This window comes from Haloferax sp. S1W (assembly GCF_044593955.1).
Lineage (GTDB): Archaea > Halobacteriota > Halobacteria > Halobacteriales > Haloferacaceae > Haloferax.
This window is the reverse complement of sequence record NZ_CP172595.1, coordinates 2,470,724-2,496,370: the sequence shown is the minus strand read 5'-3', so window position 1 is coordinate 2,496,370 and position 25,647 is coordinate 2,470,724. Positions and strand designations below refer to the sequence as shown.

The following is a 25,647-nucleotide window of genomic DNA, read 5'->3' as shown; positions in this document are numbered from 1 at the left end:
CTTATTACATCGACGGTCGGATGGAGGGTGATGTCTGACGACGTGCTGTTCGACACGGTGACGCTGAACGACCTGACGCTTCGGAACCGCGCCGGTCTCGCACCCATGACGCGTGTCAGCGCGACGGCCGACGGGCGAGCAACCGAGCGGATGGCGCACTACTATGCGAAGTTCGCCGACGGCGGCTTCTCGTTTCTCGTCACCGAGGGTGTCTACACCGACGACGCCTACAGCCAGGGCTACCTGAACCAACCCGGCCTCGTCACGGATGCCCACGTGGAGGCGTGGACACAGGTCACGGATGCCGTCCACGACCACGACACGCCCATCTTCGCCCAGTTGATGCACGCAGGCGCGCAAACGCAGGGCAACCCCTACACCGACGGCGAAGAGACAATCGCACCGTCGGCCGTCCAGCCAGACGGCGAAAAATCGGAAGCCTACGGCGGGAGCGGTGAGTACGCTGTTCCACGGGAAGCGACCCCCGACGACCTCGAAACCGTCCGTGAGGGATTCGTCGAGTCGGCGACGAACGCGGTCGAAGCCGGATTCGACGGCGTCGAGATTCACGCCGCAAACGGCTACCTTCTCAACGAGTTCCTCGCGGCGGACTCGAACCAGCGCGATGACGAGTACGGCGGCGCTCCCGTAGACCGCGTTCGGTTCCCCGCGGAAGTCGTCTCGGCCGTCGTCGAGGCCACTCCCGACGAGTTCGTCGTCGGCGTCCGCGTCTCCCAGACCAAAGTCACCGACGACAGCTACGAGTGGGTCGAAGGGGAGGACGCCGCCGCCGTCTTCTTCCGAAAATTCGCGGCCGCTGGTGCCGACTACATCCACACGGTCGACGCGAATGCCGCCGACCCGACGTTCGGTTCCGACGGACCGTCACTCGCCGATGCAGCGGCCGAGTACGCTCCCGACGATACGGTTATCGTCGCGAACGGCGGTCTCGGCGACCCTGACGCGGCGCGCACGGCGGTCGAATCCGGTGCCGACCTCTTCACACTGGGGACGAGCGCCCTCGCCAACCCCGACTGGCCGTCGCGCGTGGCCGCGGGAGACGAACGCGACCAGTTCGACCCCGCCCACTTCCTCGCACCCGCTGCAACCATCTCGGACCACGAAGTTCCGACTGACACCCCGCCCGCAGACGACTGAGACGCCTTTCCTTCGCTCGGAACCCCTTCGCTTCCACTCGAACCTCACGTCCTGTTTTCGGAGATACTTGCCTACCCGAGCGACACGTCGAGGTAGAGCATCACGACGACACCGACCATCGTCCCGAAGGTGGCGATGCGCTCGTTTCCGTTCGCGTGCGTCTCGGGGACGATTTCGTCGGAGATAACGAACAGCATCGCTCCCGCCGCAAAGCCCATCGCGTACGGGAGGAGCGCCTCGGCGTATTGGATGGCCCACGCACCGAAGACAGCCATGGGAATTTCGACGAGGCCCGCCCGGATTCCGGCGAGCGTCGCGTAGGTCGTATTTCGGAGTCCGGCGTTGACCGCAGCAATCGAGACGGCCAGCCCCTCGGGGATGTTCTGGATGCCGATTGCGAGCATCAACGGGATGGCGGTGTTCAAGTCTCCAGACCCGAATCCGACGCCGACAGCCAGCCCCTCCGGCATGTTGTGGATGGTGATGGCGATGATAAAGAGGACGACAGAGGCCATCTTTCGCTCCGTTTCCGGCGCGTCGATTCTCGTCTTTCCGGTCACGAGAATGTGAACGTGCGGAATCCACATGTCGGCCTGGTCGAGGACGAACACGCCGAGGAGGAACCCGGCGAGGACGGGAACCGGGTTTCCACCCGCCGCTTCGATACCGGGGAGAAGGAGACTCGTGAAACTCGCGGCGAGCATGACGCCAGCGGCGAAGCCCAAGAGACCGTCGAGCGACCGCTTCGAGGGGTTGCGCCAGACGAGGATGAGCAACGCCCCCAGCATGTTCAGGGAGGCGATAACGAGACCACCGACGAGACCGTGCACGACTGGATTCGACCCGGCGATGGAGACGAAAAGTTCCTGTACGGAAGTCATCGATACCTCGTTTCGACGGACGTCACCGATATCTCGTTTCGACGGAAGTCATCGATACCTTGTTTCGGCCACTGTTCCGCGCAAACCGACCATACCGCACCAACACTGGCGATTACGTATGTGCTCCGCCGGTTCCACCCATGTGGTCTCACCGCAATCCGGTCGTTACACCGAGTCGGTGAACCGATACCGGATGGTCGGAATCCCCTCGAATCGCGGGCCGTCGCCTACACGTTCGAACCCGGCCTGTTCGACCGCCTCTCGTAGTTGTGACTCGTTTTCGACGAGGAGGACTTCGACGGGAAGTTCTTCCGTACTCGCAAATCGGAGCGGTTCTTCGAGGAGACGCTCGACAGCGCGGTTCGTCCCGGCGAGTCGGGTCACGTGGACGGTCCCGTCTTCCACGTCGAATCCGATGAAGCCGTGGATTTGCTCTTCGGCAGCAGGCGCGTCGGCGTTCGGGTCCGCCCCGGCGCTGGACATCGCCACCCGGACCGTCCGGTCACGGACGAGACGACGCATCGCCACCGTCGGCGCGTCCGCGACAGCAGCGATCGCTTCGGCGTCTGAGTCGACGGCGTCTCTGACTTCCATGTGGTAGCGTTCCGCCCCTTCGGCAATAAACCTCTGCCCGAAACGCGGCCGAATACGCCGTCTCGCCTGCGGATTCTGGGAAGTCGGCAACGGTTGAACAGGGAGACATAGTTATACGTGCCCCTGCGTTAGCCCCTCGCATGTTTGAGCACCAAGAGTCACAGCGACACGGCGCACCGGAGGGACCATGCGCGTAGTCGCCAAGTTCGGCGGCACGTCCCTCGGAAGCGGTGACCGAATCAATCGCGCTGCGGATTCTATCGCCGCAGCGGTCGAGGAAGGGCACGAAATTGCCGTCGTCGCCTCCGCAATGGGGTCGACGACCGACGACCTTCTCGACGAGATTCAGTTCGACGCCGATGACCGCGACCGGGCCGAAATCGTCTCGATGGGTGAGCGGACGAGCGTCCGGATGCTCAAGGCCGCCCTCTCGGCCCGCGGCGTCGACGCCCTCTTCGTCGAACCCGGTACCGACGACTGGCCGGTCATCACGAACGACCTCGGCGAAGTCGATGTCGAAGAGACCCAGCGTCGGGCCACGGAACTCGCTGAAGAGTTAGACGGTGTCGTTCCCGTCATCACTGGCTTCCTCGCGCAGAACCTCGAAGGCGAGATTACGACGCTCGGCCGCGGCGGGTCCGACACGACCGCCGTGATGCTCGGAAAGTACATGGGTGCCGACGAAGTCGTCATCGTGACCGACGTAGAAGGCGTCATGACGGGCGACCCACGCGTCGTCGAGGGCGCACGGAACGTCGGCCGCATCACCGTAGACGAACTTCGAAACCTCTCGTTCCGCGGGGCCGAAGTCGTCGCGCCGTCGGCGCTGTCGTACAAAGACGACGCGCTCGACGTTCGTGTCGTCCACTACCAGCACGGCGACCTGCTCACGGGTGGGACGCTCATCGAAGGTGAGTTCCACAACCTCATCGACATGCAGGAAGACTCGTTGGCCTGTCTCACCGTCGCGGGGCGGGCGATTCGCAACCGACCGGGCATTCTCGCCGACCTCTCTGTCGCGTTGAGCGAGGCCGACATCAACGTCGATTCGGTCGCCTCCGGCATGGACTCGATTACGTTCTACGTCCGCGAGGACGAGTCGAACCACGCCGAAGCGGTCCTGCACGACCGGGTCGTCTCTGACGAGGCGCTCTCGTCTGTCACCGTCGAAGACGACATCGCCGTCATCCGCGTCACCGGCGGCGAGTTGCCGAACCGCCCGGGCGTCATCTTCGACATCGTCCAACCGCTCTCGGAGGCGGGTATCAACATCCACGACGTTATCACCTCCGCCACCTCCGTCGCCATCTTCGTCGCGTGGGACGACCGCGAAGAGACACTCAGCATCATCCAAGACGAATTCTAACGGACTCCCTCGGGCGAGGCTGCTCGGGTGCGCTGGTCTCTCCCGGTTTTCGTTTCACCCCTTTTGAGCCGCCAGTCTCGACTTCGTGAAGTGGTCGAAACTGGCGGTGTCTGACTGCTCTCGGACGCACTGCATGCACCGATGCACACACCCGTCCACGAACGCCGGAAAACGCGCGCCGTCCCTCTATTTTCCGCGTACATATTTCTTCACAATTCCGGCCCTCTGTAGGGGTATGCGCTCGTACAAGGCAAAGATGGTCGAACCCATCGAACTCCCCTCGCGCGAGGAGCGGGAGGCCGCTCTCGAAGCGGCGGGGTACAACGTGTTCAATCTCGACGCTCGCGATGTCTACATCGACTTGTTGACCGACTCTGGAACCGGAACGATGTCGGCGGACCAGTGGGCCGCGATGATTCGCGGTGACGAGGCGTACGCCGGAAGCCGGTCGTTCGGGAACCTCGTCGACGCCGTCCACGACGTGATGGGCTTCGAGCACGTCGTCCCGACCCATCAGGGTCGCGGGGCCGAGAACGTCCTCTACGGCGTCCTCCTCGAAGAGGGCGACGTCATCCCGAACAACTCCCACTTCGATACGACCCGCGCCCACATCGTCAACCAGGGTGCCGAACCGGTCGATTGTCCGTCACCTGCCTCTCGCGACCCGAACTCCAACGAGTTGTTCAAGGGGAACTTCGATATCGACGCGGGGTACGCCCTCGTCGAGGAAGTCGGCGCGGACTCGATTCCGGTCGTCGTCCTCACGATTACGAACAACTCCGTTGCCGGACAACCCGTTTCGATGGCAAACATCCGTGCGACGGCCGAGTTCGCCCGCGATATCGACGCGATGTTTGTCATCGACGCCTGCCGGTTCGCCGAGAACGCCCACTTCATCAAGGAACACGAGGCGGGCTACGAGGACACGTCGGTCGCCGACATCGCCCGCGAGCAGTTCGAACACGCCGACGCGCTCACGATGTCTGGCAAGAAGGACGCCCTCGTCAACATCGGCGGCTTCACCGCCATGCGCGACGAGACGGTGTTCGAACACGCCAAGCAGCGCGCTATCCTCTTCGAAGGATTCCCCACCTACGGCGGACTCTCGGGCCGCGACATCGAAGCGATGGCCGTGGGCCTTCGCGAGGCAGTCACGCCGCCGTACGTCCACGAGCGCGTCGAACAGGTCGCCGAACTCGGTGACATGCTCTCAGAGCGAGATGTGCCGGTGTATCTCCCGACCGGTGGCCACGCCGTCTACCTCGACGCCGGGGAAATCTTCTCGCACATTCCGAAGGAACACTTCCCCGGACAGGAACTCGTCTGCGCGCTCTACCGCGAAGGTGGCGTCCGCGGCGTCGAACTCGGTGGGTTCGCGTTCCCCGGCACCGACCGCCCGGACCTCGTCCGCCTCGCGCTCCCGCGCCGGACTTACAGTCGCGAACACCTCGAACACATCGCCGAAACGGCGGAGAAGGTGATGGAGTCTGCCCACGAGTACGACGGCCTCGAAATCGTCGAGGAACCGCCGATGAAGGAACTGCGGCACTTCTCGGCGCGACTCAAGCCCGTTTCTGAGTAACCGCCCTCGACAGCCCTGCTGTCATCGGCCCTCCGAGAGTCGAGAGGCGATGCTGTGTGGCAACCCGGCGTCTCGCACGCGTGCGGCCACTTTCTCGATGTCGTACTCGACTCGGTGTGTTTCGACTGCCAGCGCGTCGAGGTCCACCACCGCGTACGCGGCCCTCGGGTCGCCGTCGCGCGGTTGGCCGACGCTTCCCGGATTCAACACGATACCCGCTTCGTACTGCTCGTACCCTTGCACGTGAGTATGTCCGAGGACCAGCAGGTCTTCGCCCGACAGGAGTCGCGGCGAGAAGTCGTCGGGGTAGGTGTAGCGGTCCGGGTCGTCGGGATGGCCGTGAACGAGTCGGACGCGGCCGTCGGCGACCGTTCGGTACTCGGGGAGTGATTCGAGCCAGTCCATCGACTCCTGAGAGAGCTTCTTGCGAGCGAACTCGACGCCCGCGGCGGCCATCTGATTGAATCTGAAACTCGTCCCCGAGACGACGGCCCGGTCGTGGTTACCGGAGACGGTCGGCACCTCGCGGTCGGCGAGTGCCGCGACGCATTCCTCAGGCCACGGATTGTAGCCAACTACGTCGCCAGCGCAGACGAGCATATCGACCCGTGGCATGTCCGAGAAAACCGCCTCCAGTGCCGGACGATTCCCGTGAACGTCGGAGATGACGCCGAGACGCATGGCTCCAGATAGGAGTTCGCATCGGAAAAATGCGGGGCCGCAGGCGGGCGTCGGCGGGGAGCCGGGGGACGCCCTGTGAGCTTCGTGCTGTTGTTTCCGTTGTGCTGCTTACTCGCCGTTGTAGAAGGCTGTCTCGACGGCACCATCGTCACCGACAGTCGCGGCGGCGGCACAGACCGCGTGTTCGAACTCGTGGTCGTAGAGTTCGCGGGCAGCGTCGGCGGCGCTGTCGGCGCTCAGGTCGAACGCGCGGGGGTCGTCTTCCTCGTAGGTCGCAACGAGCGTCGGTTCTTCGACTGCCTCGACGAGGAGCGCGTCCTTGCGGACGATGCCGATGTACGCCTCGTCGTCGCCGACGACGCCAGCGATGCGGGGCGTGTTGTAGTCGTCTTTCTCGTAGTCGAGCGCGAGCAGAATCTCAGCGAGTGCATCGCGCGGCGTGTAGCCCATGTCGAGTTTCTCGGCAATGGGGTCGACCTGCGACCCGTTACCGACGACGACGTAGTCGCCGCCCTCGCGGACGCAGTTGTAGGCGATGTAAGGGTTGTCCGTCTCCGGGGCGTCGGGCGTCGGCCCGACAGTGAGTGTTCCGTCCCGCTTTCTGACCTGTCGATTCGGGAAGGACCGAGAGGAGACGCGATACGCACCGATTCCGGGACCGACGACGACGAATCGTCCGACGTACATACACGACAGTGGATAGAACGAGGCCAAATACTTGGTGGTTTATGCACGTCTATCCGAACTGGCTGCGAGTGTCTGACACGGCGAGACCGACACGCAACGTTTACAAATACCCACTCACTACGAGATATTGCGAAGTCCCATGGGGTAGTGGCCAATCCTGTTGCCTTCTGGGGGCAACGACCCAGGTTCGAATCCTGGTGGGACTATACTCGGTCCTCGCGATTCGAACGTCGGAAGGTTTCTTCCGGAAGTTCGAATCCTGGTTGGACTACTTCTCTACGTTCTACACTCGCTTGGGCACCCTCTCGCCCCACAATCTCCAGTTGAAACAGAGGGGTAGCTATCGAAAACTCTAGGGGTTCGTTTCAAGTGGAGAAATCGACAGACAGCAGTTGATTTTCTCAGTCCCGACCTTGGTCAGCGGTCCACGGTGAGGAGCGACACGCGCTCTCTGACGAGTGCGCCGAGGTCGTCATCGGCGGCCTCCAACTCGGTGTCGCCGATGTCGTAAAACTCGCGGACGAGCGACTCGTCGTACGCTCCCAGTGTGTCTGCCGGGTCGAGGTCGAGACGGTCGAAGAGCGCCGATTCGGCGGCTTCTTCGTCGCCACCGTCGACGAGAATCACTACCGGAAGCAACCCTTCTGAGACGCCGATTTCGAAGGCACGGTTGATTTGTCGTCGGCCGCTGGCGTAGAGGATGAACTCGACTGCCCGGTCGCGGGCGATTTCGTTCCCCCGCTCGATGGCACGGTCGGCGAGTTTCACGGCGTGTTCGAGGTGTTCGCGGTCGACGACGTATCGGGCGTCGAACGCTTGAACCGTCGCCCCCGTCTCGTCGGCGACGGCACCCACTGTTTCGATGAACGAGTCGAGGTCGGATACGGTTGCGTTGGCTTCGACGAATCTCATTCAAAATCACCCAGACTGGCCTGTTGGTCGGACCGCTCTTTTGCTGTCTCGAATCCGGTGTCGTCGGGAACGGCATCGTCCGGCGCGTCGGACTCGTCCACCTCGTCCATCGAGGGGTCCTTGCGTCCCGCGGCTTCGAGGATGTTCTCGGCGGTCTTTCGTCGCCCCCGGAGTGCCGCGAGGATGCGCGACTTGTCCGCTTCACGGAGGTCCGCGCGGGATTCGACGCCCGCCTCGTACAGTCGGCGGGCGCGCTTGCGACCGACGCCGCGGACGCCCGCGAGGTCGAGCAGTTCCTCGTCGACGCCGTACTGGACGCGCATCTTCGCCTCGCGGACGGCGTAGACCGATTCGAGGTCCAGTTCGCTTGCGAGTCGTTCCGCCGCGCCAAGCAGCCATTCCGCGGTTTCGACCTTCCCGCGAATGTCGCCCGGTCCGACGCCGTAGCGCTCCGTGATACGGTCTTCGTCGACTTCGTCGGACCAGTCTTCGAGGAGTCGCGCCGTCTTGAGCGCCGAGAGCCAGTCTTCGAAGGCGACGTCCTCGTATTCGGAGGGAACGCGCCCGAGGAACTCCGGTTCGCGCTCGTAGCATAGCTCCGTGTAGGTATCGCGGTCGCCGGATTTCAGGTACAACTGGTACATGTCGGGCGTCCGGCAGACGAGGTGGTAGAGACCGAGTGTCGTCGGATACGTGCGGTCGCTCTCGAAGTCGTCTCCGTCGTCTCCGTCGTCGCCGTCGCCGCCGGTACCGCTCGATTCTTGGACCATGTCGCTCGCGCGCTGGAACCCGGCCGTCGCGTCCGGTTCGGATTCGGCGCTCCTGCTGGCACTGGTCGTCTCGCCTTCGAGTTCGCGCAGTTTCTCGGTCCGATGGTCGTCGGCCCACCGGAGGCCGTCGATGATTTCGGCGGCGCTCATCGGGTCCAGATAGAGGCGCGAGACGGTGTGGCCGATTGGCGTCGCGCGAATCGTCTGGTCTTCGAACTCGACGAAGCCGTTCACTTCGAGGTAGTCGAGGACGCGGTCTGTGACCTGTTCGAGTCGGCTGGGGTCGTCGGTCTGCGTCGCGTAGAGCGTCTGGTCGAGGAAGTCGAGGAGTCCTTCGCGGGTGTGTGCGAACCCGGAGGCGACAGTGGCGAGCAGGTGCGTCCGAAGTGCGGGTTCGGCCGCGAGTTTCGAGTGGACATCCTCCGCATCGGCCCAGATGTACCGCTCGAACAGTTCGTCCCGACTGTCGGCGTCCTTCGAGAGTAGCACTGCCTCGCCGTAGGGGTCGAGTCCCGGCCGTCCGGCGCGACCCATCATCTGGTGGACTTCGAGTACGTCGAGCGGTTTCATCCCGCCGTAGTCGCCATCGTAGCGCTGCCAGTCGCGGACGACGACGCGCCGGCTGGGGGTGTTGACGCCGGCGGCCAGCGTCGGCGTCGCACAGATGCACTTGATGAGTCGGTCTCGGAAGGCGTCTTCGACGAGGGTTCGGTGCTCGGAGGCGAGACCGGCGTGGTGGAACGCCGCGCCTTTGGCGACGGCTTTCGCGAGGTCCTCCGACGTTTCGGTGTCGGACACGTCTCGAATTTCGGCGGCGAGTTCGGCCAGTTCGCCGCGTTCGTCACCGGTGATGTACTGCTCGGTCACGTCGGCCATCCGTCGGGCGGCGGACTCGGCGTTGCGCCGGGAGTTCACGAAGACGAGCGACGAGCCTTGGTCGCCGTCGCCGTCTCCTTCGAGTGCGTCCGCGACGAGCGCCGGTGTCTGTCTTTCCCCACGGCCGACGGGCACCTCGCGTTGGCTTCCGTCGTCGAAGTTGATGGCGCTCCCGTAGTGGACGCCCATCTTGAGGTCGATAGGTCGCCAGTCGGAGTGGACGAGTGAGGCGTCCAGCCAGTCGGCTACTTCGCCCGCGTTACCGACAGTTGCCGAGAGGGCGACTACTTGCAGGCTCGGGTTCAGCTGACGGAGTTTCGCGAGCGTGACTTCGAGCGTCGGCCCGCGGTGGCGGTCGTTGACGAGGTGGACTTCGTCGGCGACGACACAGGACAGTTGGTCCATCCACGCCGCGTTGTTTCGGACGAGCGAGTCCACTTTCTCGGAGGTGGCGACGATGATGTCGCGCGAGGAGAGCCACTCGCCGCTGGATTCGTAGTTTCCGGTCGAGACGCCCACGTCGATGCCGTATTCCTCCCAGCGCTCGAACTCGGCTTTCTTCTCGGAGGCGAGCGCCCTGAGCGGGACGATGTAGAGCGCCTTCCCACCCCGTGCGACGCTCGACAACATGGCGAGTTCGGCGACGAGCGTCTTCCCGCTCGCGGTCGGAACGGCCGCGACGAGGCTCTCACCGTCGGTCAGGCCAGCCTCGACGGCCTCGGCCTGCGGCGGGTACAACTCCTCGATTCCCTCGTCGTGGAGGGCCTCGGGGATTCCCTCGGGCAGGCCTGTCAGGTCCGCTGTTCGCATTAACGGTGAGTTGGGCCGTCCTGTGGTTTAAGCCATCGGGTCGGAGAGACGGGAAGGAAGTGGGGAAGTTGGCCGGTGGCGGTGCTTCATTATAGTATTCATTAGAAGTAATTACTCACTTTTGGGACCGAAAGCTGGTCAAGAGCGGTGTCTATCGCTGTCGTTAACTCCTCAAGTGAGTCGAAAAACCGGTTGCTCAGAGCCGATTGAAGCTGTCTCCAACACTCTTCGACCGGGTTCAGCTCCGGCGAATACGATGGCAGCGTCACGAACGTGAGGTCGTCACGGGCCGCTAGGTCCGTGACGGCCGACGCTTGAAAGTACGGCGCTCCATCTAACACCACGAGCAAGTCACCTCCAAATTCTTCACATAGTGCTAAAATGAAATGTTTCGCGTGATCGGCGGTGACGTACTCTTCGAATCGCGAGAAGAAGCGATCACCGTCCTCGGTGATCGCGCCCAGTAGACACGTCCAGTCGCGTTGGCCAGAGAGTTCGACAGATGGCCGCGTGCCGCGCGGAAACCACGCGGCACGCGGCTCAACTTGCACGGATTTCTTGGTTTGGTCGATACAGACTACGGTGGCGTCCATCCCCCGCCGCTTTTTTTGAGTTCTTCGTAGAACGCTTCTTGCTCGTCTTCGTCGGCTTCGTCGGCTGTACGGCGTGGTTTCTGATAGCTCAATCCCGCTTCTTTCAGCAACCGCCGACAACTCGGGGTTGAATACTCGACGCCGTAGGTTTCTTCGAGAAAATCTTGGGCAAGCGCCGGCGTCCACGCCGGTGCGTCGATCTCGACTTCTTCAGGAGGTTCGTGGACGGTTTCTTGAAATTCGTCTTGCTGTGTTTCTGAAAGTTTTCGCTTTCTCCCAGTTCGTTTATCGTCAGAAACGGCTTGCTCAAGCGACTCGTCGGTGTCGAGTCGCTTGAGCCAGCTGTAGATCGTCCGCCGCTGAACATCGTACCACTCGGCTAGCTCGGTCTGCGTGACACCGTTTTTGTACGCGATAGCCGCTAAGAGCCGTTGTGTCGGCTTGTTTCCGTCCACGTTGTCGAGAGCGTCTTGCAATTCCTCGACGGAAATCTCGTCGAGATGGTTCATTATCTCTTGTAAGAGTCTCTGAGTAAAAAGTTCTAGCGGTTACTATAGACAGTGCTACATAGCATATTCATTCAACTTTTATGGATTTTAATCGCAACTCCTAAAGTCATTATACTAGCACCTATGATTTGTATAATATTTAGAACAGTACTCTCTGTATAGTTCATCGCCGGTAAAATGTAGGTTGCAATCACAAATACTCCTACTCCGAAGAGAATTACCAAACTTGATTGAGATCTGAGTTCTCCCATATGTCAATATATTTACTATATGGTTATAAAGGTACCGCACCAAGAGGAATATGACGAAGTAAACCCAACAGGAGAGATCCTCCACTTGAATGCGGAGGAGGATTAGAACGTTATGCTAAGTATGCTTTGAAGTCAAAGTCACAGTCCACTGCAAAGCCACTAAGAGAGCAAGAACTGTTCATGCACAGGGTGACTGTGGCACCAAGATCGATTTCCGTATTGTCTTCGATCTTCTGTGTCAAGGCACAACCTCCGCTGGTTACATAAATTGACAAAGTCGCTACGCCAGCAGCAGTTGAAGTTGGCTCTGGAAGTATGGCGAGCGTAACGCCACCGACTATAAATACAGCCTCACACACCCACTTTGGTGGCTGAGCATCAGTTCCAAATTCAAAATCCCACGTGAGATCACACGAGCTGTAAGTTCCAATCGAATTATTGGAAATCTTAGCCAATTGATCAGTCCACTCTTGTCCAGTAATAATATTATACTCTTTTAGGTCTGGGTCCTGACTTTTAATATCGTCATTACCGACGATTGATGGACCGCTTTTGTACACATCTATTCCCACAGTAGAGGAGGTATAAGTACCATCCTCATGATCTCGAATGACAAAGTCAGCCTCTAGATCTGTTTCATTGGAGAGTGGCGTCCTATGCAGAAGGAACCCATTCTGTTTATCGGACGGTTTATCGGACGGTTTAACAAGATAGGTATCGAGGTCGTTTGGGACGATCTTAATGTCGTGTTCCTTTCGAAGGAACTTTCTCATCTCTTTCACAGGGTCCGTCGACCAGACACTACCAAGTTGGTTATCACGGACAGACACTTCTTGCTTCTCTATATCGAGTCCGAGTCCAGGTTGCTTATCGTCACTAGATTCATGCGCTGCAGCACTTCCGGCAAATGCCCCAGTTGCAATAGTTGAACCTGCTATACGTCTTAACAATGTTCGCCGCATGATGTCATCCATGCAATAATTCTGCGCCTCACACATGTATTAAATGTTATGAAATTAGAATATAATATGGTTTATAACATTTCGGGCCTCTCTAAGTCGTAAGTTTGTACCAGGCGGAAGAAGAGGTTCCAAAACCGTGCTTAGAAATGTGTGTTGGACCATTTGAGTCCGATGAAATTATATCCTTAGCCAGATATTAGAATGAAATTTATAGTATTCGTTAGAAATAGTTACTCACTTCTGGAACGGAAAGCTGGTCAAGAGCGGTGTCGATCGCTGTCGATCGCTGTCGTTAACTCGTCAAGTGAGTCGAAGAACCCGTTGCTAAGAGCCGTTGTGTCGGCCTCTTTTTGTCCACGTTGTCGAGGGCATCTTGCAATTCCTCGACGGTGACCTCGTCGAGATGCTTCACTATCTCTTGCAACCGCTTCTGTGCAAAAAGTTCTAACGGTTACTATATTAGTCGGTGGCGGCGCTCGATAGTACCGACGGCAGCGACGACCAACCCTCACACGTCGTCGGCAGGGCTATGTACGCCCCGGCGATACGTTGAGATATGAAAGTCGAGTTCGACCGAGAGACCTGTATCGGCATGTTCCAGTGCGTCGACGAGTGGGACACCTTCGAGAAGAACCTCGACGACGGCAAGGCAGACCTCCCCGGTGCCGAGGAAGTCGAAGAAGACGTGTTCGTCCTCGAAGTCCCCGAAGACGAGGAGTTCGACGCGAAGTTCTCCGCCCGCGTCTGTCCCGTTGATGCCATCCGCATCTACGACGACGACGGCGAACAACTGATTTGAGCGGGGACTGACCCGTTGCGGTTCTCCCTTCTTCTGTGCCACCTTGACCCGTGGTGTTCGCTCTCGACCCCCCTCGTTTCAACTGGAGATTCGCCGACGGACTGAAGGATTTAAGCGGGGGGACGGTAACCGTGACACTATGAGCCAAGCGACGAAGATTGTTCTCGGTACCATCGGCGTGTCGGCCGTTCTGGCGTTCGTGTTCGTCGGAATGAGCCTCGCCTGAGTAGATGTTCGACCCCCGAACGCTACCGGCGGACCTCGAATCGGTCCGTGAGGAGTACGCTCCGGAGGCGCTCGTCTTCGACGTTGCCGGTGATTTCGACACCATCCCACCGGCCGCCGCGGAGAATCTCGGCCTCGTGGTCGATTCGTTGTCGCCGGCAACGTACCCCGACGAGTGGCTACCAGCGGACGCTCCGGAGGCGCTTCGACACTACGCCTCATCGGATTTCACCATCGGAATGCCCGGCGACGGAACCGTGACGTGGACACAGCAGACCGACCCGCCGGTCGTCCTCGTCAAGTACCGTGCCAAGGGAACCCCGGACGACTTTCTCGACTTCCTCATCGCCGAGGCAGTAGTCCAGAGTGGTCTCGACGACGTTCCGGAACACTTCCTCCCGTTCTTCGGCGAAGAGTACCGCGCCCTCGCCGAGGCGACGCCTCTCAACGGGACGGAAGTCTACCAAATCGCGGTCGCACTCTACGAGGGGTGGGTCGGACTCCAGACCCGCGACGAGTTCGAATCGTGGGCGGGCGAACACGACCGCCTGTACGACGCGTGGGTCGATTCGGGCGAACGGTTAGACGACCGACTGTCCGACCTCCCGCGGTTGGTCGCCACGGGACGAACGTCCTTCGCGGAGGCGACCGAGTTCGCGTGTTCAGCCATCAAACACGGCCGCGACCTGCCGACCCCGTTTGCGGCGCTCGACACCGCGGCGTACCTCGAATACGGGCCGACCTATGCGGTCCGCTGGGCGGAGAAAACGTTCGACCGCCTCGCGGAAGCGCGAGACGCTCGGGATTCGACGAGCGGCCCGGAGTAGGCGGCCTGAGTGGTTTCGTCGAACTGCGGTCGTTATTGGAACTCGGCAGTGACGGTCCCGTCTTCTTGGAGGTCGACGACGCCGCTGAAGAGGGCACGGAACTTGTCGAGCGTCTCTTCGTCGTGGACTTCCTTCGAGAGGTGGAACAGTCCGACTGCGTCGTACTCGTCGAGCAGTGCGAGCAGTTCCTTCGTCGCCTCGTAGGCCCGGTCGTCGTCGGCGTAGTAGGCCATCTCTGTCACCGAATCGACGCTGAACCTGAGTTTTCCGTCGTGGTTGGCGAGGAACTCTCGCGTCTTTGCGACGATGGCGTCGAGGTTGTCGGGCGACGCGACGTAGTAGATGTTGTCGGCGCTTCGTCGGGAGTAGCCTCGCTCGATAGAAAGCGTATCGAGGATGGTCGCGCGCGACTCGTCTACCTCGTAGTGCTCTAACTTCTGTTCGACCTCGCGCGCCGTCGTTCGCGTCGAGATGACGAGGAAGTGGTCGGTGTCGGTTTTGAAGAAATCGGTGTCTATCCGGTCGGTCTCGCCGATGCTCGGATGGAGGAGCAAGATTCCTGTCCCGCCCGGTACCGTCCCCGGCGTGTTCTCGATGGCGAGCTCGTAATCCATACCTCATGCACTTACCGCGCCGACTTAACGCTTCAGGCTGTGGCACCGAGTCAGCGGGTCGACCGGGTGGTCCCGTGGAGCATCGGCCGCGGTTAGAAGGCGGTCCCGAGGGGTTGCGGGTACGGATTAGAACAGCGAATCGGCCGTTGCAGCACCGATGACGCTGAATACAGCCCCGACGCTGGTCGCTTTGAGCGTCACCGCGAGGACCGCGAGGTCGAGTCGTATCCCGAACCCGTCGAACAGGATGGTCCCGGTCACGTCCGAGAGGAACGTTCCGGGCGCGTTGAACGAGACGGCGAGGATGAACACCGAGAGGTACGAGACGCTGATGAGCGAGATGAACCGAACCGGAATCCCGGCCACGTCGCGTTCCCTGTCGGGGTCGCGGTCGTCGGCCTTGTAGAGCGCGCCGTAGCCGATCATGAGGACGATGACGAACGTGAAAACGGTCTGAAGCACCGACATACCACGCGCGAGGATCCACACCTCCTCTGTGACCACGAACGGTCCGGCGAGAAGGAACCCACCGACAATCTGCTGTGTGGTGTCCGCGAGAGCGAACCGGCGGCGTACCCCGACCATACGTCGCGGTGGGTGCGACGACAATTAAATGGCGCGCCGGGGCCGGTGCTGCGACGCGAGGAGCACCTCGGTACCGCGCCGCGCTTCGAACTGATTTTGTCCCCCGGCCGCGAGGTGTGGATATGAGCGTACGCGACGAGTTCGACGCGTGGGCGGCCGACGGCCGCGACAAGGGAATGGAGGACCGACACTGGCACACGGCGAAGCACGCCCTCGCCCGGATGCCGGTCAAAGAAGGCGACACCGTTGTCGACCTCGGGACGGGAAGCGGCTATGCCCTCCGCGCACTCCACGACACGAAGGGCATCGGCAAAGGCTACGGTCTCGACGGCTCGCCCGAGATGGTCAAGAACGCCCGCGAGTACACCGACACCGAGGCCATCGAGTTCGTCGTCGGCGACTTCGACGACCTGCCGTTCGACGACGACAGCGTGGACCACGTCTGGTCGATGGAGGCGTTCTACTACGCGCCGGACCCAGAACACACGCTCGAAGAGGTCGCGCGCGTTCTCAAGCCCGGCGGCACCTTCTACTGCGCGGTCAACTACTACGAAGAGAACGTCCACTCGCACGTCTGGCAGGAGAACATCTCCATCGAGATGACGCGCTGGACGCACGAGAAGTACCGCGAAGCCTTCCACGACGCCGGTCTGTACGTCGCCGAACAGGACTCTATCGCCGACATGGAAATCGAGATTCCGCCCGCCGAGGAGTTCCCGACCGAGAGTTGGGAGACGCGTGAGGACATGGTCGAGCGCTACCGGACCTTCGGCACGCTGCTTACTGTCGGCGTCGCACCCTAAGCGACGTTCCGGCGTCCACGGTTCGGACTACTCGACGACGTGGACCGCGTCGGCGTCGAAACCGACGACCACCTCGTCGCCGAGTTCGAACGACTCGTCTTCGTTGTCTGGGACGGCGACGGTTATCTCGTGGTCGCCCCAGTCGAGTCTGAGGCGCGTGGTCGACCCCTGAAACTCCGCATCGACGACGGTGCCGCGAAGTTGGTTTTCTCCACCTCTGACGTGGAGGTGTTCGGGCCTGACGCAGAACGTGAGCGAGTCACCGGGAGTGGCATCGATGCCAGTCAGCGTGAACCGGTGGCCGTCAACCTCGACTTCCGTTGTGCCCGCTCTTTCGATTGCGCCTGTACGGTCCCCGCTTTCGACTGCGCCCGAACGGCCCCTTCCTTCGACTGCACCTGAACGGCCCCCGCTTTCGACTCCGTCGACGAACCCCTCCGTTTCCGGTCGAGATTCGACGACACCATCGAAGACGTTGTTCTCGCCGACGAACTCCGCGACGAACCGCGTTCGGGGTCGGCGGTACACGTCGCGGGGGACACCGACTTGCTCGACGCGGCCGCCGTTGAGGACGGCCACGCGGTCCGAGATGGCGAGGGCTTCCGACTGGTCGTGGGTGACGTACACCGTCGTCACGCCGAGTTCCGACTGGATGCGTTTGACCTGTCGGCGGAGTCGCTCCCGCAGGCGTGCGTCGAGCGCCGACATCGGTTCGTCGAGCAGCAGTAACTCCGGTCCGGGTGCGAGTGCGCGAGCGAGCGCGACGCGCTGTTGTTGGCCGCCGGACAGCGAGTCCGGGTCGCGGTCTTCGAACCCCGAGAGGTCGACGAGGTCGAGAAGTTCCGAGACGCGTGTCTCCTTCGAGACGCCGCCAGGGGTGTCGACAAAGCGGAGGCCGTAGGCGACGTTCTCGCCGACGCTCATGTGTGGGAACAGCGCGTAGTTCTGGAAGACGACGCCGACTCCTCGCTGTTCGGGTGGCACGCCGACCATCGACTCACCGTCGAAGCGGACGGCCCCTTCGGTCGGCGACTCGAATCCGGCGATACAGCGAAGCGTCGTCGTCTTCCCGCATCCGGAGGGGCCGACGAGGGTGAAGAACTCGCCGTCTTCGACCGACAGGGACACGTCTTCGAGCGCGGTTGCGGTTCCGTATCGCTTGGATACGCCGTCGAGTTCGAGCTTCACGGGTCGACCTCCAGGTTCACGTTGTGGACTTTCTGGCGGACGGTCATAACTCGCTCCACCTCGGCGTGACGCTCACAGTTCACCCCACCTCCCGCCGAAGCGGTCCACGACGAAGAAACTCAGCGAGGTGACAAAGAGGAGCACACACCCCATCGCCGTCGCGGGACCGAGTCGGCGGCCCAGTAATCGTTCGACTGCGACGGGCATGGTGAAACTCCCCGACCCCTCCGCGAGGATAATCGTCGAGTCGAACTCGCCGATACTGATAGCGACAGCGAAGGCCGCGCCCGCGATGACGCCGGTCCAGACGAGGGGCAGTTCCACGTCGAGAAGGGCGCGACTCCGGGTCGCCCCGAGACTCCGCGCTGATTCTACGAGTCGTCCATCGAGACGGGCAAAGAGCGGTGCGACGTTTCGCGTGACGAAGGGATATGCGCCGACGGCGTGGGCGGCGACGATGGCGAGCGCGCCCGTCACACGGATTCGCGTGCCGAACACGTCGACACCGAAGACGAGCCCCCGCAATAGGCCGAGACCGACGACGATGCCCGAGACGGCGAAGGGGGCCATCGCGAGGGCGTCGATGAGGGTCCGTCCACGGTAGCGTCGGGTCGTCAAAACGGCTATCGTCACCCCCATCGGGACCGCCACGAGGAGCGTCCCGGCCGCGAAGAAAAGCGAGTTCCAGATGGCGGGCAGCGGCTTGACCTGGAAACTCGCGCCCGTCACCTGTCGTTCGGCGAGGAAGGCGTAGTGGGCGAGCGTGAGGCTTCCGTCGCCGCCCGTGACGCTGGCGAGTAGCATGCTCGCGATGGGAACGATGAAGACGAGGCCGACCACAGCGCTGTATCCGGCGATGCTGAGGGTACGGAGCGCGGATTTCGGCGTCCACGAGGTCGGGACAATCGACTGTCGTGGAAGCGGATTCGCGGTACCACCGGCGGCGCGCTGTGTGGCCTCGTATTGAAGGTAGACCGCCGTCAGCGTGAGCGAGATGACGGTCTCGATGACCGCGAGACTCGCCGCCTCGGCGTACGCGAGGTCGCGGACCTTCGCGAAGATGAACACCTCGATAGTCGCGAGTTGGAACCCGCCGAGGGCGAGGACGATGGGGAACGACGCGAAGGTGAAGATGAACGTTAGCGTCGCACCAACCCCGATAGACGGGAGCAGTTGCGGGAGGACAACATCGCGGAACGCGCGGCGCGGGTCGGCCCCGAGCGACCGCGCCGTCTCGACTGCACGGGCGTCGACGCTCTCCCACGCGGCGGTCACGACGCGGGCGACGAGCGGGGCGTTGTAGAACGCGTGTGCGATGATGATTGCCTCCAGCGTGAACAGCAGTTCGACCGTCGGGAGACCGAACATCGAGAGCGCTCGGTTCAGCGTCCCGTTCCGGCCGAAGGTGGCCACAAACCCGACTGCGACCATGATAGAGGGCATGACGAACGGGAGAATGGTGAGCGAGCGAAGCGTCTCGCGGCCGCGGAACTCGAAGCGGGCGAACAACCACGCGGCGGGGAGGCCGAGCGCGAGACTGGCGAGTGTCGAGTAGAACGCCTGTTTCGCCGTGAACCAGATGATGTCGACGAGGTAGAACTCGCTCGTCAGAATCGCGACGAGAGGGTCGAGCGTCAGGTCGCCGTCGACCAGTACGGCGTCGGCGAAGACGGTCGCGACAGGGTAGTAGAACAGAACGAGGAGGATGATGGCGGTCGCCGCGGCAACGGCAGAGAGCAACCGCTGTTCGAGGTGGCGGGCGACACGGCGACTGGCCGTGCGGACCACCCTACTTACTGGCGAACTCGCGGGCCCACGCGTCGACCCAGTCACTCAGGTTGTCCTGGAGGCGGTCGTAGGAGAAAGTGACGGCCTCCGGCGGTTCGTGGGCGTACTTCGCGAATTCTTCGGGGAGTTCGGCGTTCGTGGTCGCCGGGAACGCGACGTTGCGGACCGCGACTTCGGCCTGCACTTCGGGCCGGAGCATGAAGTCCATGAACTCCGCCGCGAGGTCCGGGGAGGAAGCGTCGGCGAAGGGTGCCATCCCCTCGGGGTTGGCGAAGCCCTGGTCGTTCAGGAAGCGAACCTGGTGTTTGGCCATGTCAGCGCCCGACTCGTTGGCGTACACCTGGTCGGTCGAGTACGACACGACCATGGGTGCCTCGCCGTTCGAGTAGGCGGTGTAGGAGTCCGACCAGGTGCCGAGGACGCGCACGTCGTTTTCCTTCAACTTGGCCCAGTAGTCGAGATAGCCGTCTTCGCCCTTCGCGTCGATGGTGTGGAGCAAGAACGCCTGCCCCGTCGCCGACGACGTGGGGTTCTGCGCGAGGAGTGTGCCCTTGTACGCGGGGTCGAGAAGCCCGTCGAACGTCTCGGGAGCGGTGAACGTCTCGTCTCCACCCTGTGTCTCGTCGTAGACGAGCGAGATGTAGCCCGTGTCGTACGGAACCGCACGGCCGTCCGGGTCGAATTCGAGTTGTTCGTTCACGTCGCCGAGGCGCGAGAGGTCTCCAGCGGACGCGAAGAGCGAGTCATCGAGTTTCTCGTCCACGCGGACGAGCATCTGTGCGTCGAGACCGACGTACAGGTCGGCACCCGACTCGACGCCGCGAAGCGCGCGCTCGATGTAGTGGTTCACGCCCGCGTCCGGCGTCTGCCACTCCAGCGTCGCGTCGAACTCGGATTCGAACTGCTCTTTCAGCCACGCACCGGGGCTCGTACTCGGGGCGTCGACGAACGCCCCGTAGGTCCCGACGAGGAGTGTCTGTGACTCTCCACCGACCGTGGTTCCCTGTGCGGTGGTCGTCTCGGTCGTCGTCCCGCCGGATTCGGTGGTTGTCGTTTCGCTACCACTACCACCAGTACATCCAGCGACAAGAGCCGATACACCCGCGGCACCGGCCGATTTAATAAAGTTCCTTCGTCTCATTACTTGGTTGTTGCACTCTGTGATATTTAACCCCGATGATGTCGGCGTTGGTGGATGTTCACACGTATTGGTACGTTTTCGGTGTCCTGCGATACGGTTTAGCCCGTTGCGGGAGAAGTCATATGTGTGACTAATTCGCGCCCGTACGTCCTCGGTGGTGTGCTCGCTTTGACCGCGATTGCGGCGGCGGTCATCCTCATAGACGTGCTTGCGACGGTGTTTTTCGCTATCACCGTCGCGTACCTTCTCGTTCCGCTCCGTCGCCATCTCGAAACGAGGGGTGTCTCCCGGTGGATGTCGAGTGCCGTCGCAACGGTCGTTGCGGGGGTCGGCGTCGTCGCCGTTCTCTCACCGCTCGTCATCATTTTCTTACTCCGGTTAGACACGCTTCTCGAACTCGCATCGCTCGTCCCCGACGTCGTCTCCGTGGACTTCCTCGGCGCCACGTACTCGGCGACGGTCGAAGAGGTTCGGACGGTTGCTTTCTCAGTGCTGCGGTCGCTCGGGCAGCGAATCGCAACGGCAGCCCCCGTCTTGCTCATCAAACTCACGCTCTTTGGTTTCCTCGTGTTCTCGCTGCTCCTCAGCGGTGACACCGTCGGTCAAACGCTGCTCGCGCTGGTTCCCGAGGAGTACCGCTTCGCCGCTCGCTCGCTCAACGTGCGCTGCCGAGAGACGCTCTTTGCCATCTACGTCTTGCAGGCCGCGACTGCTATCGGGACGTTCTTCATCGCGCTCACAGTCTTCTGGGCGCTCGGCTACGACTACGTCATCACGCTCTCGACCGCCGCCGCAGTCCTTCAGTTCATTCCCATCGTCGGTCCGAGCTTCCTGCTCGGCGCGATGGCCATCTACCATCTGGCGGTTGGTGATGTCGTCGCCGCGGCTCTGCTCGTGTTCGTCGGCGGGTTCGCCATCGCGTGGCTTCCCGACATTCTCATTCGGCCCCGACTCGCCAGAGAGACGGCGGACCTTCCCGGGAGCCTCTATTTCGTCGGGTTCGTCGGCGGGTTGTTGAGTCTCGGGCCAATCGGAATCATCGCGGGACCGCTCGTCGTCGCATTGGTCATTGAGGCCGTAAACCTCCTCGGCGACGAACTCAACGTCGAGAACGCCGCGCCCGCGGCGTCGCTAGAGTCACCGGCGCTCACGGATTCCCCGGAAGCCACGGACTCGGAACACCCGAGTGAGTCGACCAAAGATTCCGCCGAGGCCGGAAACTGACCTGTCGACTTACTCCTCGACGAGTTGGCCGTCGCGTGCTTCCCACTCGGTGAGGCTTCCCTCGTAGAACTCGACGTTCTCGTAGCCGAGGTTCGAGAGGACGACGTAGGTGTGGCTGATTCGCCGCGCCGTGTTACAGTAGAGGACGATTCGCCGGTCGGGCGTGATACCGGCGGCTTCGAGAATCGAATCGAGTTCGTCTCGCGGCTTTAGTCCGCGCGTCTCGTCGTCGACGAGTTCGCGCCAGTCGAGGTTGACTGCACCGGGGAGGTGCCCCTCGGCGAACTCGCTCGGGTCGCGCGTGTCCACGATGACAACCTCGTCGTCGTCGAGCGCCGCCTCGACCGTCTCGAAATCGACCAGCGGTGACTCCTCGGGGTCTGTCACCTCGTACGTCGCGTCCGGGAGGTCGCTCGCCTCGCTTGTCGTCTCGTACTGCTGGTTCCACGCGCTGTAGTCGCCGTCGAGTAGGTGCAATTTGTCCGGGTCGTGTCCGTAGAGGAGTGCGGTCACGAGAAACCGGGCCGCGAAGACGCCGTGCATGTCGTCGTAGGCGACGATATCGTCGTCGGCCGAGATGCCCGCCTCGGAGAGCAGTCCCGTCCACACGTCGCGTCCCGGGAGCATCCCCACGTCGCCGTCTGTGCTCCGAAACTCGTCGAACGGAATCGACGCCGCACCCGGCAGGTGGCCGATACCGTCGAACTCCCAGGCGTCCCGCACGTCGACGAGGCGCACGTCGCCTAATCGCTCCGAGAGCCACGCCGCAGAGACTACGTCTGTCATATCGACCCCTATTGTGGCCGTGGATTTAGTTGCGTGCCTCTTCGCACCCCTCGCCCCGTGTCCGGAATACCGGATGATGTTGCCGGTCAGCGTGATTCCCCCCGAGAAACCGGCCGAATAAGTCGAAATCAGCACTGAAAACGCCCGCTTCGTTCGCCATTTACCGGCAATAATTTCTCCATCACCGGGGGTCAGGCCGTACGTGCCGTCGATGTGAAAGTTATGGGGGAGGCTGACGTAGGGTGGAATGCGATGTCAAACTCCGATTACGCGAAGGACGTACTCGTCTCGGCGGACTGGGTGGAGGACCACCTCGACGACTTCCAGAGCGACGACCCGGCGTACCGACTCGTCGAAGTCGACGTTGACACCGAGGCGTACGACGAGAGTCACGCCCCCGGTGCCATCGGCTTCAACTGGGAGTCCCAACTGCAGGACCAGACGACGCGTGACGTGCTGACGAAGGAGGACTTCGGCGACCTCCTCGGCTCTCACGGCATCTCTGAAGACTCTACGGTCGTCCTCTACGGCGACAACTCCAACTGGTTCGCGGCGTACACCTATTGGCAGTTCAAGTACTACGGCCACGAGGACGTTCGCCTCATGAACGGTGGTCGCGACTACTGGCTCGACAGCGACTACCCGACCACGGACGAAGTGCCGTCCTTCTCGGAGCAAGACTACACGGCGAAGGGTCCCTTCGAGGACATCCGCGCCTACCGCGACGACGTCGAGAAGGCGGTCGACAAGGGTCTGCCGCTCGTCGACGTTCGCTCGCCCGAAGAGTTCTCCGGCGAGATTCTCGCACCCCCGGGACTGCAGGAAACCGCCCAGCGCGGCGGCCACGTACCCGGTGCCAGCAACATCTCGTGGGCCGCGACGGTCAACTCCGACGGCACCTTCAAGTCCGCTGACGAACTCCGCGACCTCTACGCCGACGAAGGCATCGAAGGCGACGAGTCCACCATCGCCTACTGCCGTATCGGCGAGCGCTCGTCCATCGCGTGGTTCGCACTCCACGAACTCCTCGGCTACGACAACGTCACCAACTACGACGGCTCGTGGACGGAGTGGGGCAACCTCGTCGGCGCCCCGGTCGAGAAGGGCAACTGAGCGCGATTCAGTTTTAGCTGAACTGAGGCGCTAAGCCCCCTTCCTCAGCGAGCGCCGACCGAACGGGAGGCGCGAGCAGGGAGGGGATACAGCGCCGCAAAGTTCTCATACTCGATTCGGTGGCAAACCCGCAGGCCCACGCAGTCACAACGTTTTTGCAATAGGGTAGTATAATATTGGCCGAACCCAATGGAGTACGACCTCGACTCAGGAGCGCACTCGACGTATTCCCTGCACTACCACCTGATACTCACCACAAAGTATCGGTGCGGAGTGCTAACCGAGGAGCGAACCCAATTCATTCACGAGGTCATCAGCGGGTTCACGGACAACTACGGTGTCGAACTGACGAACCTCGACGGCGAGGACGACCACGTACACATCCTCTTCCGAGCGAAGCCAACCACAGACCTCGTGAAGTTCATCAACACGGCTAAGGGCGCGACCGCCCGCCGTATCCGCAACGAGTACGCGGACGAACTGAAGACCGAACTGTGGGGCGACTCGTTCTGGAACGACTCGTACTGCCTCATCTCGACAGGGCAGGTGTCGCTGGATGTGCTGAAACAGTACGTCGAGAACCAACGCGAGTAGAATGTACTACACCTACAAGTACCGTCTCAAGCCGTCCGACGCCCATCGTGAGGAGTTGGACCGTCACCGAGACATTTGTAGGCAACTCTACAACCACACACTCTACCGCCTCAACGAGTACCAAGACGAACACGGCGAACTGCCGTCCATGACCACCCTGCGGTCGGAACTCCCCGACCTGAAGAAGTGGTGGAGCGGCCTCTCAGACGTGTACTCAAAGGTTCTCCAAACTGTCGTGGAACGGCTGTTCGACAACCTCAAAGGACTCTCGGCGCTCAAGGAGAACGGCTACGGCGTCGGCCAACTCAAGTGGAAGCCGCCACGGGAGTTCCGCAGTTTCACGTACAGTCAGTCTGGCTTCAAGCTCGACAAGAAGGGCGGTCAGACTGTCCTGTCACTCTCGAAACTCGCGGACATACCGATTCGGCTCCACCGAACCATCCCCGACGACGCGAAGCCCAAACAGGTCACGGTCAAGAAGGAACCGACGGGCGAGTGGTTCGCCACCTTCGGCGTCCAAATGAGCCGTGAACCACCCGAACCGCCTGAGAACCCCGAGAAATGCGTCGGTATCGACGTGGGCATCCTCAAGTATGCCCACGACACCGACGGCACGGCGGTCGGATCCCTTGATCTCTCAGACGAACGCGAACGCTTGGAGCGCGAGCAACGGAAGCTCTCGCGCAAACAGCACGGGTCGAACAACTACAAGAAGCAACGGCGTCGAGTCGCGGAGTGTCACGCCGACCTCCGACGGAAGCGCCGTGACTTCTTGCACAAGCTCTCGGCGTACTACGCTCGGGAGTACGACCTCGTGGCGGTCGAAGACCTGAACGTGAAGGGGATGATGGAGTCGCCGTCGAACAGCCGCACCACGGCGTCTGCCGCGTGGCGGACGTTCCTCTCGTTGCTCGAATACAAGTGCGAGCGTGAAGGCACTCACTTCGTGGCGGTCAACCCGAGAGGGACGACCAAGGAGTGCGCGTCGTGCGGCGTTTCGACCGACAAGCCGTTGTGGGTCCGTGAACACTCCTGTCCCGCCTGCGGGTTTGAGGCGGACAGGGACGCGAACGCGGCGTGGAACATTCTTTCTCGCGGCCTCGAAGATGTAGGAGTGGGATACTCCGAATCAACGTCCCCAGAAATCAAAGATTTCTGGTGTGCGAACGAATCGCGATGCGATTCGTTAACGCCTGTGGAGACTGCGCTCCCTGTGGATACACCTGTGTCTGCAAAGCGCGTCGTGGAAGCAGGAAGCCCTACCCTCAAGGAGCGAACGGCGTCAGCCGTGAGCGAGTAGGGTAGGGTAGTTCACTTCGGCCCGAACT

24 protein-coding genes and 1 tRNA gene are annotated in these 25,647 nt (G+C 61.8%); 11 read left to right on the top strand and 14 right to left on the bottom strand.

Annotated features, from left to right (window positions below):
* Positions 1-30 precede the first annotated feature (30 nt).
* Positions 31-1,158 carry a HisA/HisF-related TIM barrel protein gene (locus ACH9L7_RS13155; protein WP_396611151.1) on the top strand — a complete coding sequence of 376 codons (1,128 nt, stop codon included), beginning with the start codon at positions 31-33 and terminating at the stop codon, positions 1,156-1,158.
* 71 nt (positions 1,159-1,229) lie between these two features.
* Here the strand turns inward: ACH9L7_RS13155 and ACH9L7_RS13150 are convergent, their stop codons facing one another.
* Together ACH9L7_RS13150 and ACH9L7_RS13145 are read right to left on the bottom strand one after the other, a co-directional pair.
* Positions 1,230-2,039 carry a ZIP family metal transporter gene (locus tag ACH9L7_RS13150; protein ID WP_396611150.1) on the bottom strand — a complete coding sequence of 270 codons (810 nt, stop codon included), beginning with the start codon at positions 2,037-2,039 and terminating at the stop codon, positions 1,230-1,232.
* 165 nt (positions 2,040-2,204) lie between these two features.
* Positions 2,205-2,633 (bottom strand): hypothetical protein, encoded by a 429-nt coding sequence (locus ACH9L7_RS13145; RefSeq protein ID WP_396611149.1) that lies wholly within the window; start codon positions 2,631-2,633, stop codon positions 2,205-2,207.
* A 187-nt stretch (positions 2,634-2,820) separates the two neighbouring features.
* Here ACH9L7_RS13145 and ACH9L7_RS13140 point away from each other — a divergent pair, with 187 nt between their 5' ends.
* Together ACH9L7_RS13140 and ACH9L7_RS13135 are read left to right on the top strand one after the other, a co-directional pair.
* On the top strand, positions 2,821-3,999 hold the full coding sequence (locus ACH9L7_RS13140; protein ID WP_396611148.1) for an aspartate kinase: 1,179 nt from the start codon (positions 2,821-2,823) through the stop codon (positions 3,997-3,999).
* 235 nt (positions 4,000-4,234) lie between these two features.
* Positions 4,235-5,581 carry a tryptophanase gene (locus ACH9L7_RS13135; protein ID WP_396611147.1) on the top strand — a complete coding sequence of 449 codons (1,347 nt, stop codon included), beginning with the start codon at positions 4,235-4,237 and terminating at the stop codon, positions 5,579-5,581.
* A 21-nt stretch (positions 5,582-5,602) separates the two neighbouring features.
* Here the strand turns inward: ACH9L7_RS13135 and ACH9L7_RS13130 are convergent, their stop codons facing one another.
* Complete coding sequence (locus tag ACH9L7_RS13130; RefSeq protein WP_396611146.1) at positions 5,603-6,262, bottom strand: metallophosphoesterase family protein; 660 nt, start codon at positions 6,260-6,262, stop codon at positions 5,603-5,605.
* A 108-nt stretch (positions 6,263-6,370) separates the two neighbouring features.
* Positions 6,371-6,949 carry an IMP cyclohydrolase gene (locus ACH9L7_RS13125; RefSeq protein WP_396611145.1) on the bottom strand — a complete coding sequence of 193 codons (579 nt, stop codon included), beginning with the start codon at positions 6,947-6,949 and terminating at the stop codon, positions 6,371-6,373.
* 133 nt (positions 6,950-7,082) lie between these two features.
* Here ACH9L7_RS13125 and ACH9L7_RS13120 point away from each other — a divergent pair.
* Positions 7,083-7,155: transfer RNA gene (locus tag ACH9L7_RS13120), tRNA-Gln, on the top strand.
* A 211-nt stretch (positions 7,156-7,366) separates the two neighbouring features.
* Here the strand turns inward: ACH9L7_RS13120 and cgi121 are convergent.
* From cgi121 to ACH9L7_RS13100, 4 genes are all read right to left on the bottom strand, one after another.
* Positions 7,367-7,861: a KEOPS complex subunit Cgi121 gene (gene cgi121, locus ACH9L7_RS13115; protein WP_396611144.1), complete on the bottom strand. Its 495-nt coding sequence runs from the start codon at positions 7,859-7,861 to the stop codon at positions 7,367-7,369.
* Positions 7,858-10,317, bottom strand: a complete 2,460-nt coding sequence (locus ACH9L7_RS13110; protein ID WP_396611143.1) for an ATP-dependent DNA helicase — start codon at positions 10,315-10,317, stop codon at positions 7,858-7,860. Before ACH9L7_RS13110 ends, cgi121 begins: the two co-directional genes overlap by 4 nt.
* Positions 10,318-10,418: 101 nt before the next feature.
* Positions 10,419-11,419, bottom strand: a protein-coding gene (locus tag ACH9L7_RS13105; protein WP_396611142.1) for an IS630 family transposase whose coding sequence is annotated in 2 segments (ribosomal slippage) — positions 10,419-10,927 and positions 10,927-11,419 — 1,002 coding nt in all. Because the reading frame shifts where the segments join, the coding sequence is not laid out codon by codon here.
* Positions 11,420-11,780: 361 nt separating this feature from the next.
* Positions 11,781-12,644 carry a hypothetical protein gene (locus ACH9L7_RS13100; protein WP_396611141.1) on the bottom strand — a complete coding sequence of 288 codons (864 nt, stop codon included), beginning with the start codon at positions 12,642-12,644 and terminating at the stop codon, positions 11,781-11,783.
* 544 nt (positions 12,645-13,188) lie between these two features.
* Here ACH9L7_RS13100 and ACH9L7_RS13095 point away from each other — a divergent pair.
* On the top strand, positions 13,189-13,431 hold the full coding sequence (locus ACH9L7_RS13095) for a ferredoxin (protein WP_396611140.1): 243 nt from the start codon (positions 13,189-13,191) through the stop codon (positions 13,429-13,431).
* A gap of 230 nt (positions 13,432-13,661) precedes the next feature.
* Positions 13,662-14,483 carry a hypothetical protein gene (locus ACH9L7_RS13090; RefSeq protein WP_396611139.1) on the top strand — a complete coding sequence of 274 codons (822 nt, stop codon included), beginning with the start codon at positions 13,662-13,664 and terminating at the stop codon, positions 14,481-14,483.
* A 32-nt stretch (positions 14,484-14,515) separates the two neighbouring features.
* Here ACH9L7_RS13090 and ACH9L7_RS13085 read toward each other — a convergent pair whose 3' ends face one another.
* Complete coding sequence (locus ACH9L7_RS13085) at positions 14,516-15,097, bottom strand: hypothetical protein (protein WP_396611138.1); 582 nt, start codon at positions 15,095-15,097, stop codon at positions 14,516-14,518.
* A gap of 126 nt (positions 15,098-15,223) precedes the next feature.
* A complete protein-coding gene (locus ACH9L7_RS13080; RefSeq protein ID WP_396611137.1) occupies positions 15,224-15,682 on the bottom strand; it encodes a DUF2391 family protein in 459 nt (152 codons plus the stop codon).
* 122 nt (positions 15,683-15,804) lie between these two features.
* Here ACH9L7_RS13080 and ACH9L7_RS13075 point away from each other — a divergent pair, with 122 nt between their 5' ends.
* Entirely contained in the window at positions 15,805-16,485 is a 681-nt protein-coding gene (locus tag ACH9L7_RS13075) for a class I SAM-dependent methyltransferase (RefSeq protein WP_396611136.1), read from the top strand.
* Between the two features lie 27 nt (positions 16,486-16,512).
* Here ACH9L7_RS13075 and ACH9L7_RS13070 read toward each other — a convergent pair whose 3' ends face one another.
* The 3 genes from ACH9L7_RS13070 to ACH9L7_RS13060 form a co-directional block, all read right to left on the bottom strand.
* Positions 16,513-17,673, bottom strand: a complete 1,161-nt coding sequence (locus ACH9L7_RS13070) for an ABC transporter ATP-binding protein (protein WP_396611135.1) — start codon at positions 17,671-17,673, stop codon at positions 16,513-16,515.
* A gap of 72 nt (positions 17,674-17,745) precedes the next feature.
* Positions 17,746-19,461 carry an ABC transporter permease gene (locus ACH9L7_RS13065; protein ID WP_396611134.1) on the bottom strand — a complete coding sequence of 572 codons (1,716 nt, stop codon included), beginning with the start codon at positions 19,459-19,461 and terminating at the stop codon, positions 17,746-17,748.
* A gap of 1 nt (position 19,462) precedes the next feature.
* Positions 19,463-20,602, bottom strand: a complete 1,140-nt coding sequence (locus ACH9L7_RS13060) for a thiamine ABC transporter substrate binding subunit (RefSeq protein WP_396611133.1) — start codon at positions 20,600-20,602, stop codon at positions 19,463-19,465.
* 126 nt (positions 20,603-20,728) lie between these two features.
* Between ACH9L7_RS13060 and ACH9L7_RS13055 the strand changes: the two genes are divergently transcribed.
* Positions 20,729-21,826 carry an AI-2E family transporter gene (locus tag ACH9L7_RS13055; protein ID WP_396611132.1) on the top strand — a complete coding sequence of 366 codons (1,098 nt, stop codon included), beginning with the start codon at positions 20,729-20,731 and terminating at the stop codon, positions 21,824-21,826.
* A 9-nt stretch (positions 21,827-21,835) separates the two neighbouring features.
* On the opposite strand, the gene ACH9L7_RS13050 is transcribed toward ACH9L7_RS13055, so the two are convergent.
* Entirely contained in the window at positions 21,836-22,612 is a 777-nt protein-coding gene (locus ACH9L7_RS13050; protein ID WP_396611131.1) for a sulfurtransferase, read from the bottom strand.
* Positions 22,613-22,864: 252 nt separating this feature from the next.
* Between ACH9L7_RS13050 and ACH9L7_RS13045 the strand changes: the two genes are divergently transcribed.
* The 3 genes from ACH9L7_RS13045 to ACH9L7_RS13035 all read left to right on the top strand — a co-directional run bounded on the left by ACH9L7_RS13045 (position 22,865) and on the right by ACH9L7_RS13035 (position 25,619).
* Positions 22,865-23,725, top strand: a complete 861-nt coding sequence (locus tag ACH9L7_RS13045; RefSeq protein ID WP_396611130.1) for a sulfurtransferase — start codon at positions 22,865-22,867, stop codon at positions 23,723-23,725.
* Positions 23,726-23,914: 189 nt separating this feature from the next.
* Positions 23,915-24,319 carry an IS200/IS605 family transposase gene (tnpA, locus tag ACH9L7_RS13040; RefSeq protein WP_396611129.1) on the top strand — a complete coding sequence of 135 codons (405 nt, stop codon included), beginning with the start codon at positions 23,915-23,917 and terminating at the stop codon, positions 24,317-24,319.
* A gap of 1 nt (position 24,320) precedes the next feature.
* Complete coding sequence (locus tag ACH9L7_RS13035) at positions 24,321-25,619, top strand: RNA-guided endonuclease InsQ/TnpB family protein (RefSeq protein WP_396611128.1); 1,299 nt, start codon at positions 24,321-24,323, stop codon at positions 25,617-25,619.
* Positions 25,620-25,647 lie beyond the last annotated feature (28 nt).

What these genes read in the sequence shown, in the direction of transcription:
- cgi121 (WP_396611144.1), bottom strand. Translation starts at nt 7,861, where the DNA reads ATGAGATTCGTCGAAGCCAACGCAACCGTATCCGACCTCGACTCGTTC.
- ACH9L7_RS13150 (WP_396611150.1), bottom strand. Translation starts at nt 2,039, where the DNA reads ATGACTTCCGTACAGGAACTTTTCGTCTCCATCGCCGGGTCGAATCCA.
- ACH9L7_RS13075 (WP_396611136.1), top strand. Translation starts at nt 15,805, where the DNA reads ATGAGCGTACGCGACGAGTTCGACGCGTGGGCGGCCGACGGCCGCGAC.
- ACH9L7_RS13095 (WP_396611140.1), top strand. Translation starts at nt 13,189, where the DNA reads ATGAAAGTCGAGTTCGACCGAGAGACCTGTATCGGCATGTTCCAGTGC.
- ACH9L7_RS13100 (WP_396611141.1), bottom strand. Translation starts at nt 12,644, where the DNA reads ATGGATGACATCATGCGGCGAACATTGTTAAGACGTATAGCAGGTTCA.
- ACH9L7_RS13110 (WP_396611143.1), bottom strand. Translation starts at nt 10,317, where the DNA reads ATGCGAACAGCGGACCTGACAGGCCTGCCCGAGGGAATCCCCGAGGCC.
- ACH9L7_RS13155 (WP_396611151.1), top strand. Translation starts at nt 31, where the DNA reads ATGTCTGACGACGTGCTGTTCGACACGGTGACGCTGAACGACCTGACG.
- ACH9L7_RS13035 (WP_396611128.1), top strand. Translation starts at nt 24,321, where the DNA reads ATGTACTACACCTACAAGTACCGTCTCAAGCCGTCCGACGCCCATCGT.
- ACH9L7_RS13060 (WP_396611133.1), bottom strand. Translation starts at nt 20,602, where the DNA reads ATGAGACGAAGGAACTTTATTAAATCGGCCGGTGCCGCGGGTGTATCG.
- ACH9L7_RS13130 (WP_396611146.1), bottom strand. Translation starts at nt 6,262, where the DNA reads ATGCGTCTCGGCGTCATCTCCGACGTTCACGGGAATCGTCCGGCACTG.
- ACH9L7_RS13080 (WP_396611137.1), bottom strand. Translation starts at nt 15,682, where the DNA reads ATGGTCGGGGTACGCCGCCGGTTCGCTCTCGCGGACACCACACAGCAG.
- ACH9L7_RS13145 (WP_396611149.1), bottom strand. Translation starts at nt 2,633, where the DNA reads ATGGAAGTCAGAGACGCCGTCGACTCAGACGCCGAAGCGATCGCTGCT.
- tnpA (WP_396611129.1), top strand. Translation starts at nt 23,915, where the DNA reads ATGGAGTACGACCTCGACTCAGGAGCGCACTCGACGTATTCCCTGCAC.
- ACH9L7_RS13135 (WP_396611147.1), top strand. Translation starts at nt 4,235, where the DNA reads ATGCGCTCGTACAAGGCAAAGATGGTCGAACCCATCGAACTCCCCTCG.
- ACH9L7_RS13140 (WP_396611148.1), top strand. Translation starts at nt 2,821, where the DNA reads ATGCGCGTAGTCGCCAAGTTCGGCGGCACGTCCCTCGGAAGCGGTGAC.
- ACH9L7_RS13085 (WP_396611138.1), bottom strand. Translation starts at nt 15,097, where the DNA reads ATGGATTACGAGCTCGCCATCGAGAACACGCCGGGGACGGTACCGGGC.
- ACH9L7_RS13045 (WP_396611130.1), top strand. Translation starts at nt 22,865, where the DNA reads ATGTCAAACTCCGATTACGCGAAGGACGTACTCGTCTCGGCGGACTGG.
- ACH9L7_RS13125 (WP_396611145.1), bottom strand. Translation starts at nt 6,949, where the DNA reads ATGTACGTCGGACGATTCGTCGTCGTCGGTCCCGGAATCGGTGCGTAT.
- ACH9L7_RS13090 (WP_396611139.1), top strand. Translation starts at nt 13,662, where the DNA reads ATGTTCGACCCCCGAACGCTACCGGCGGACCTCGAATCGGTCCGTGAG.
- ACH9L7_RS13050 (WP_396611131.1), bottom strand. Translation starts at nt 22,612, where the DNA reads ATGACAGACGTAGTCTCTGCGGCGTGGCTCTCGGAGCGATTAGGCGAC.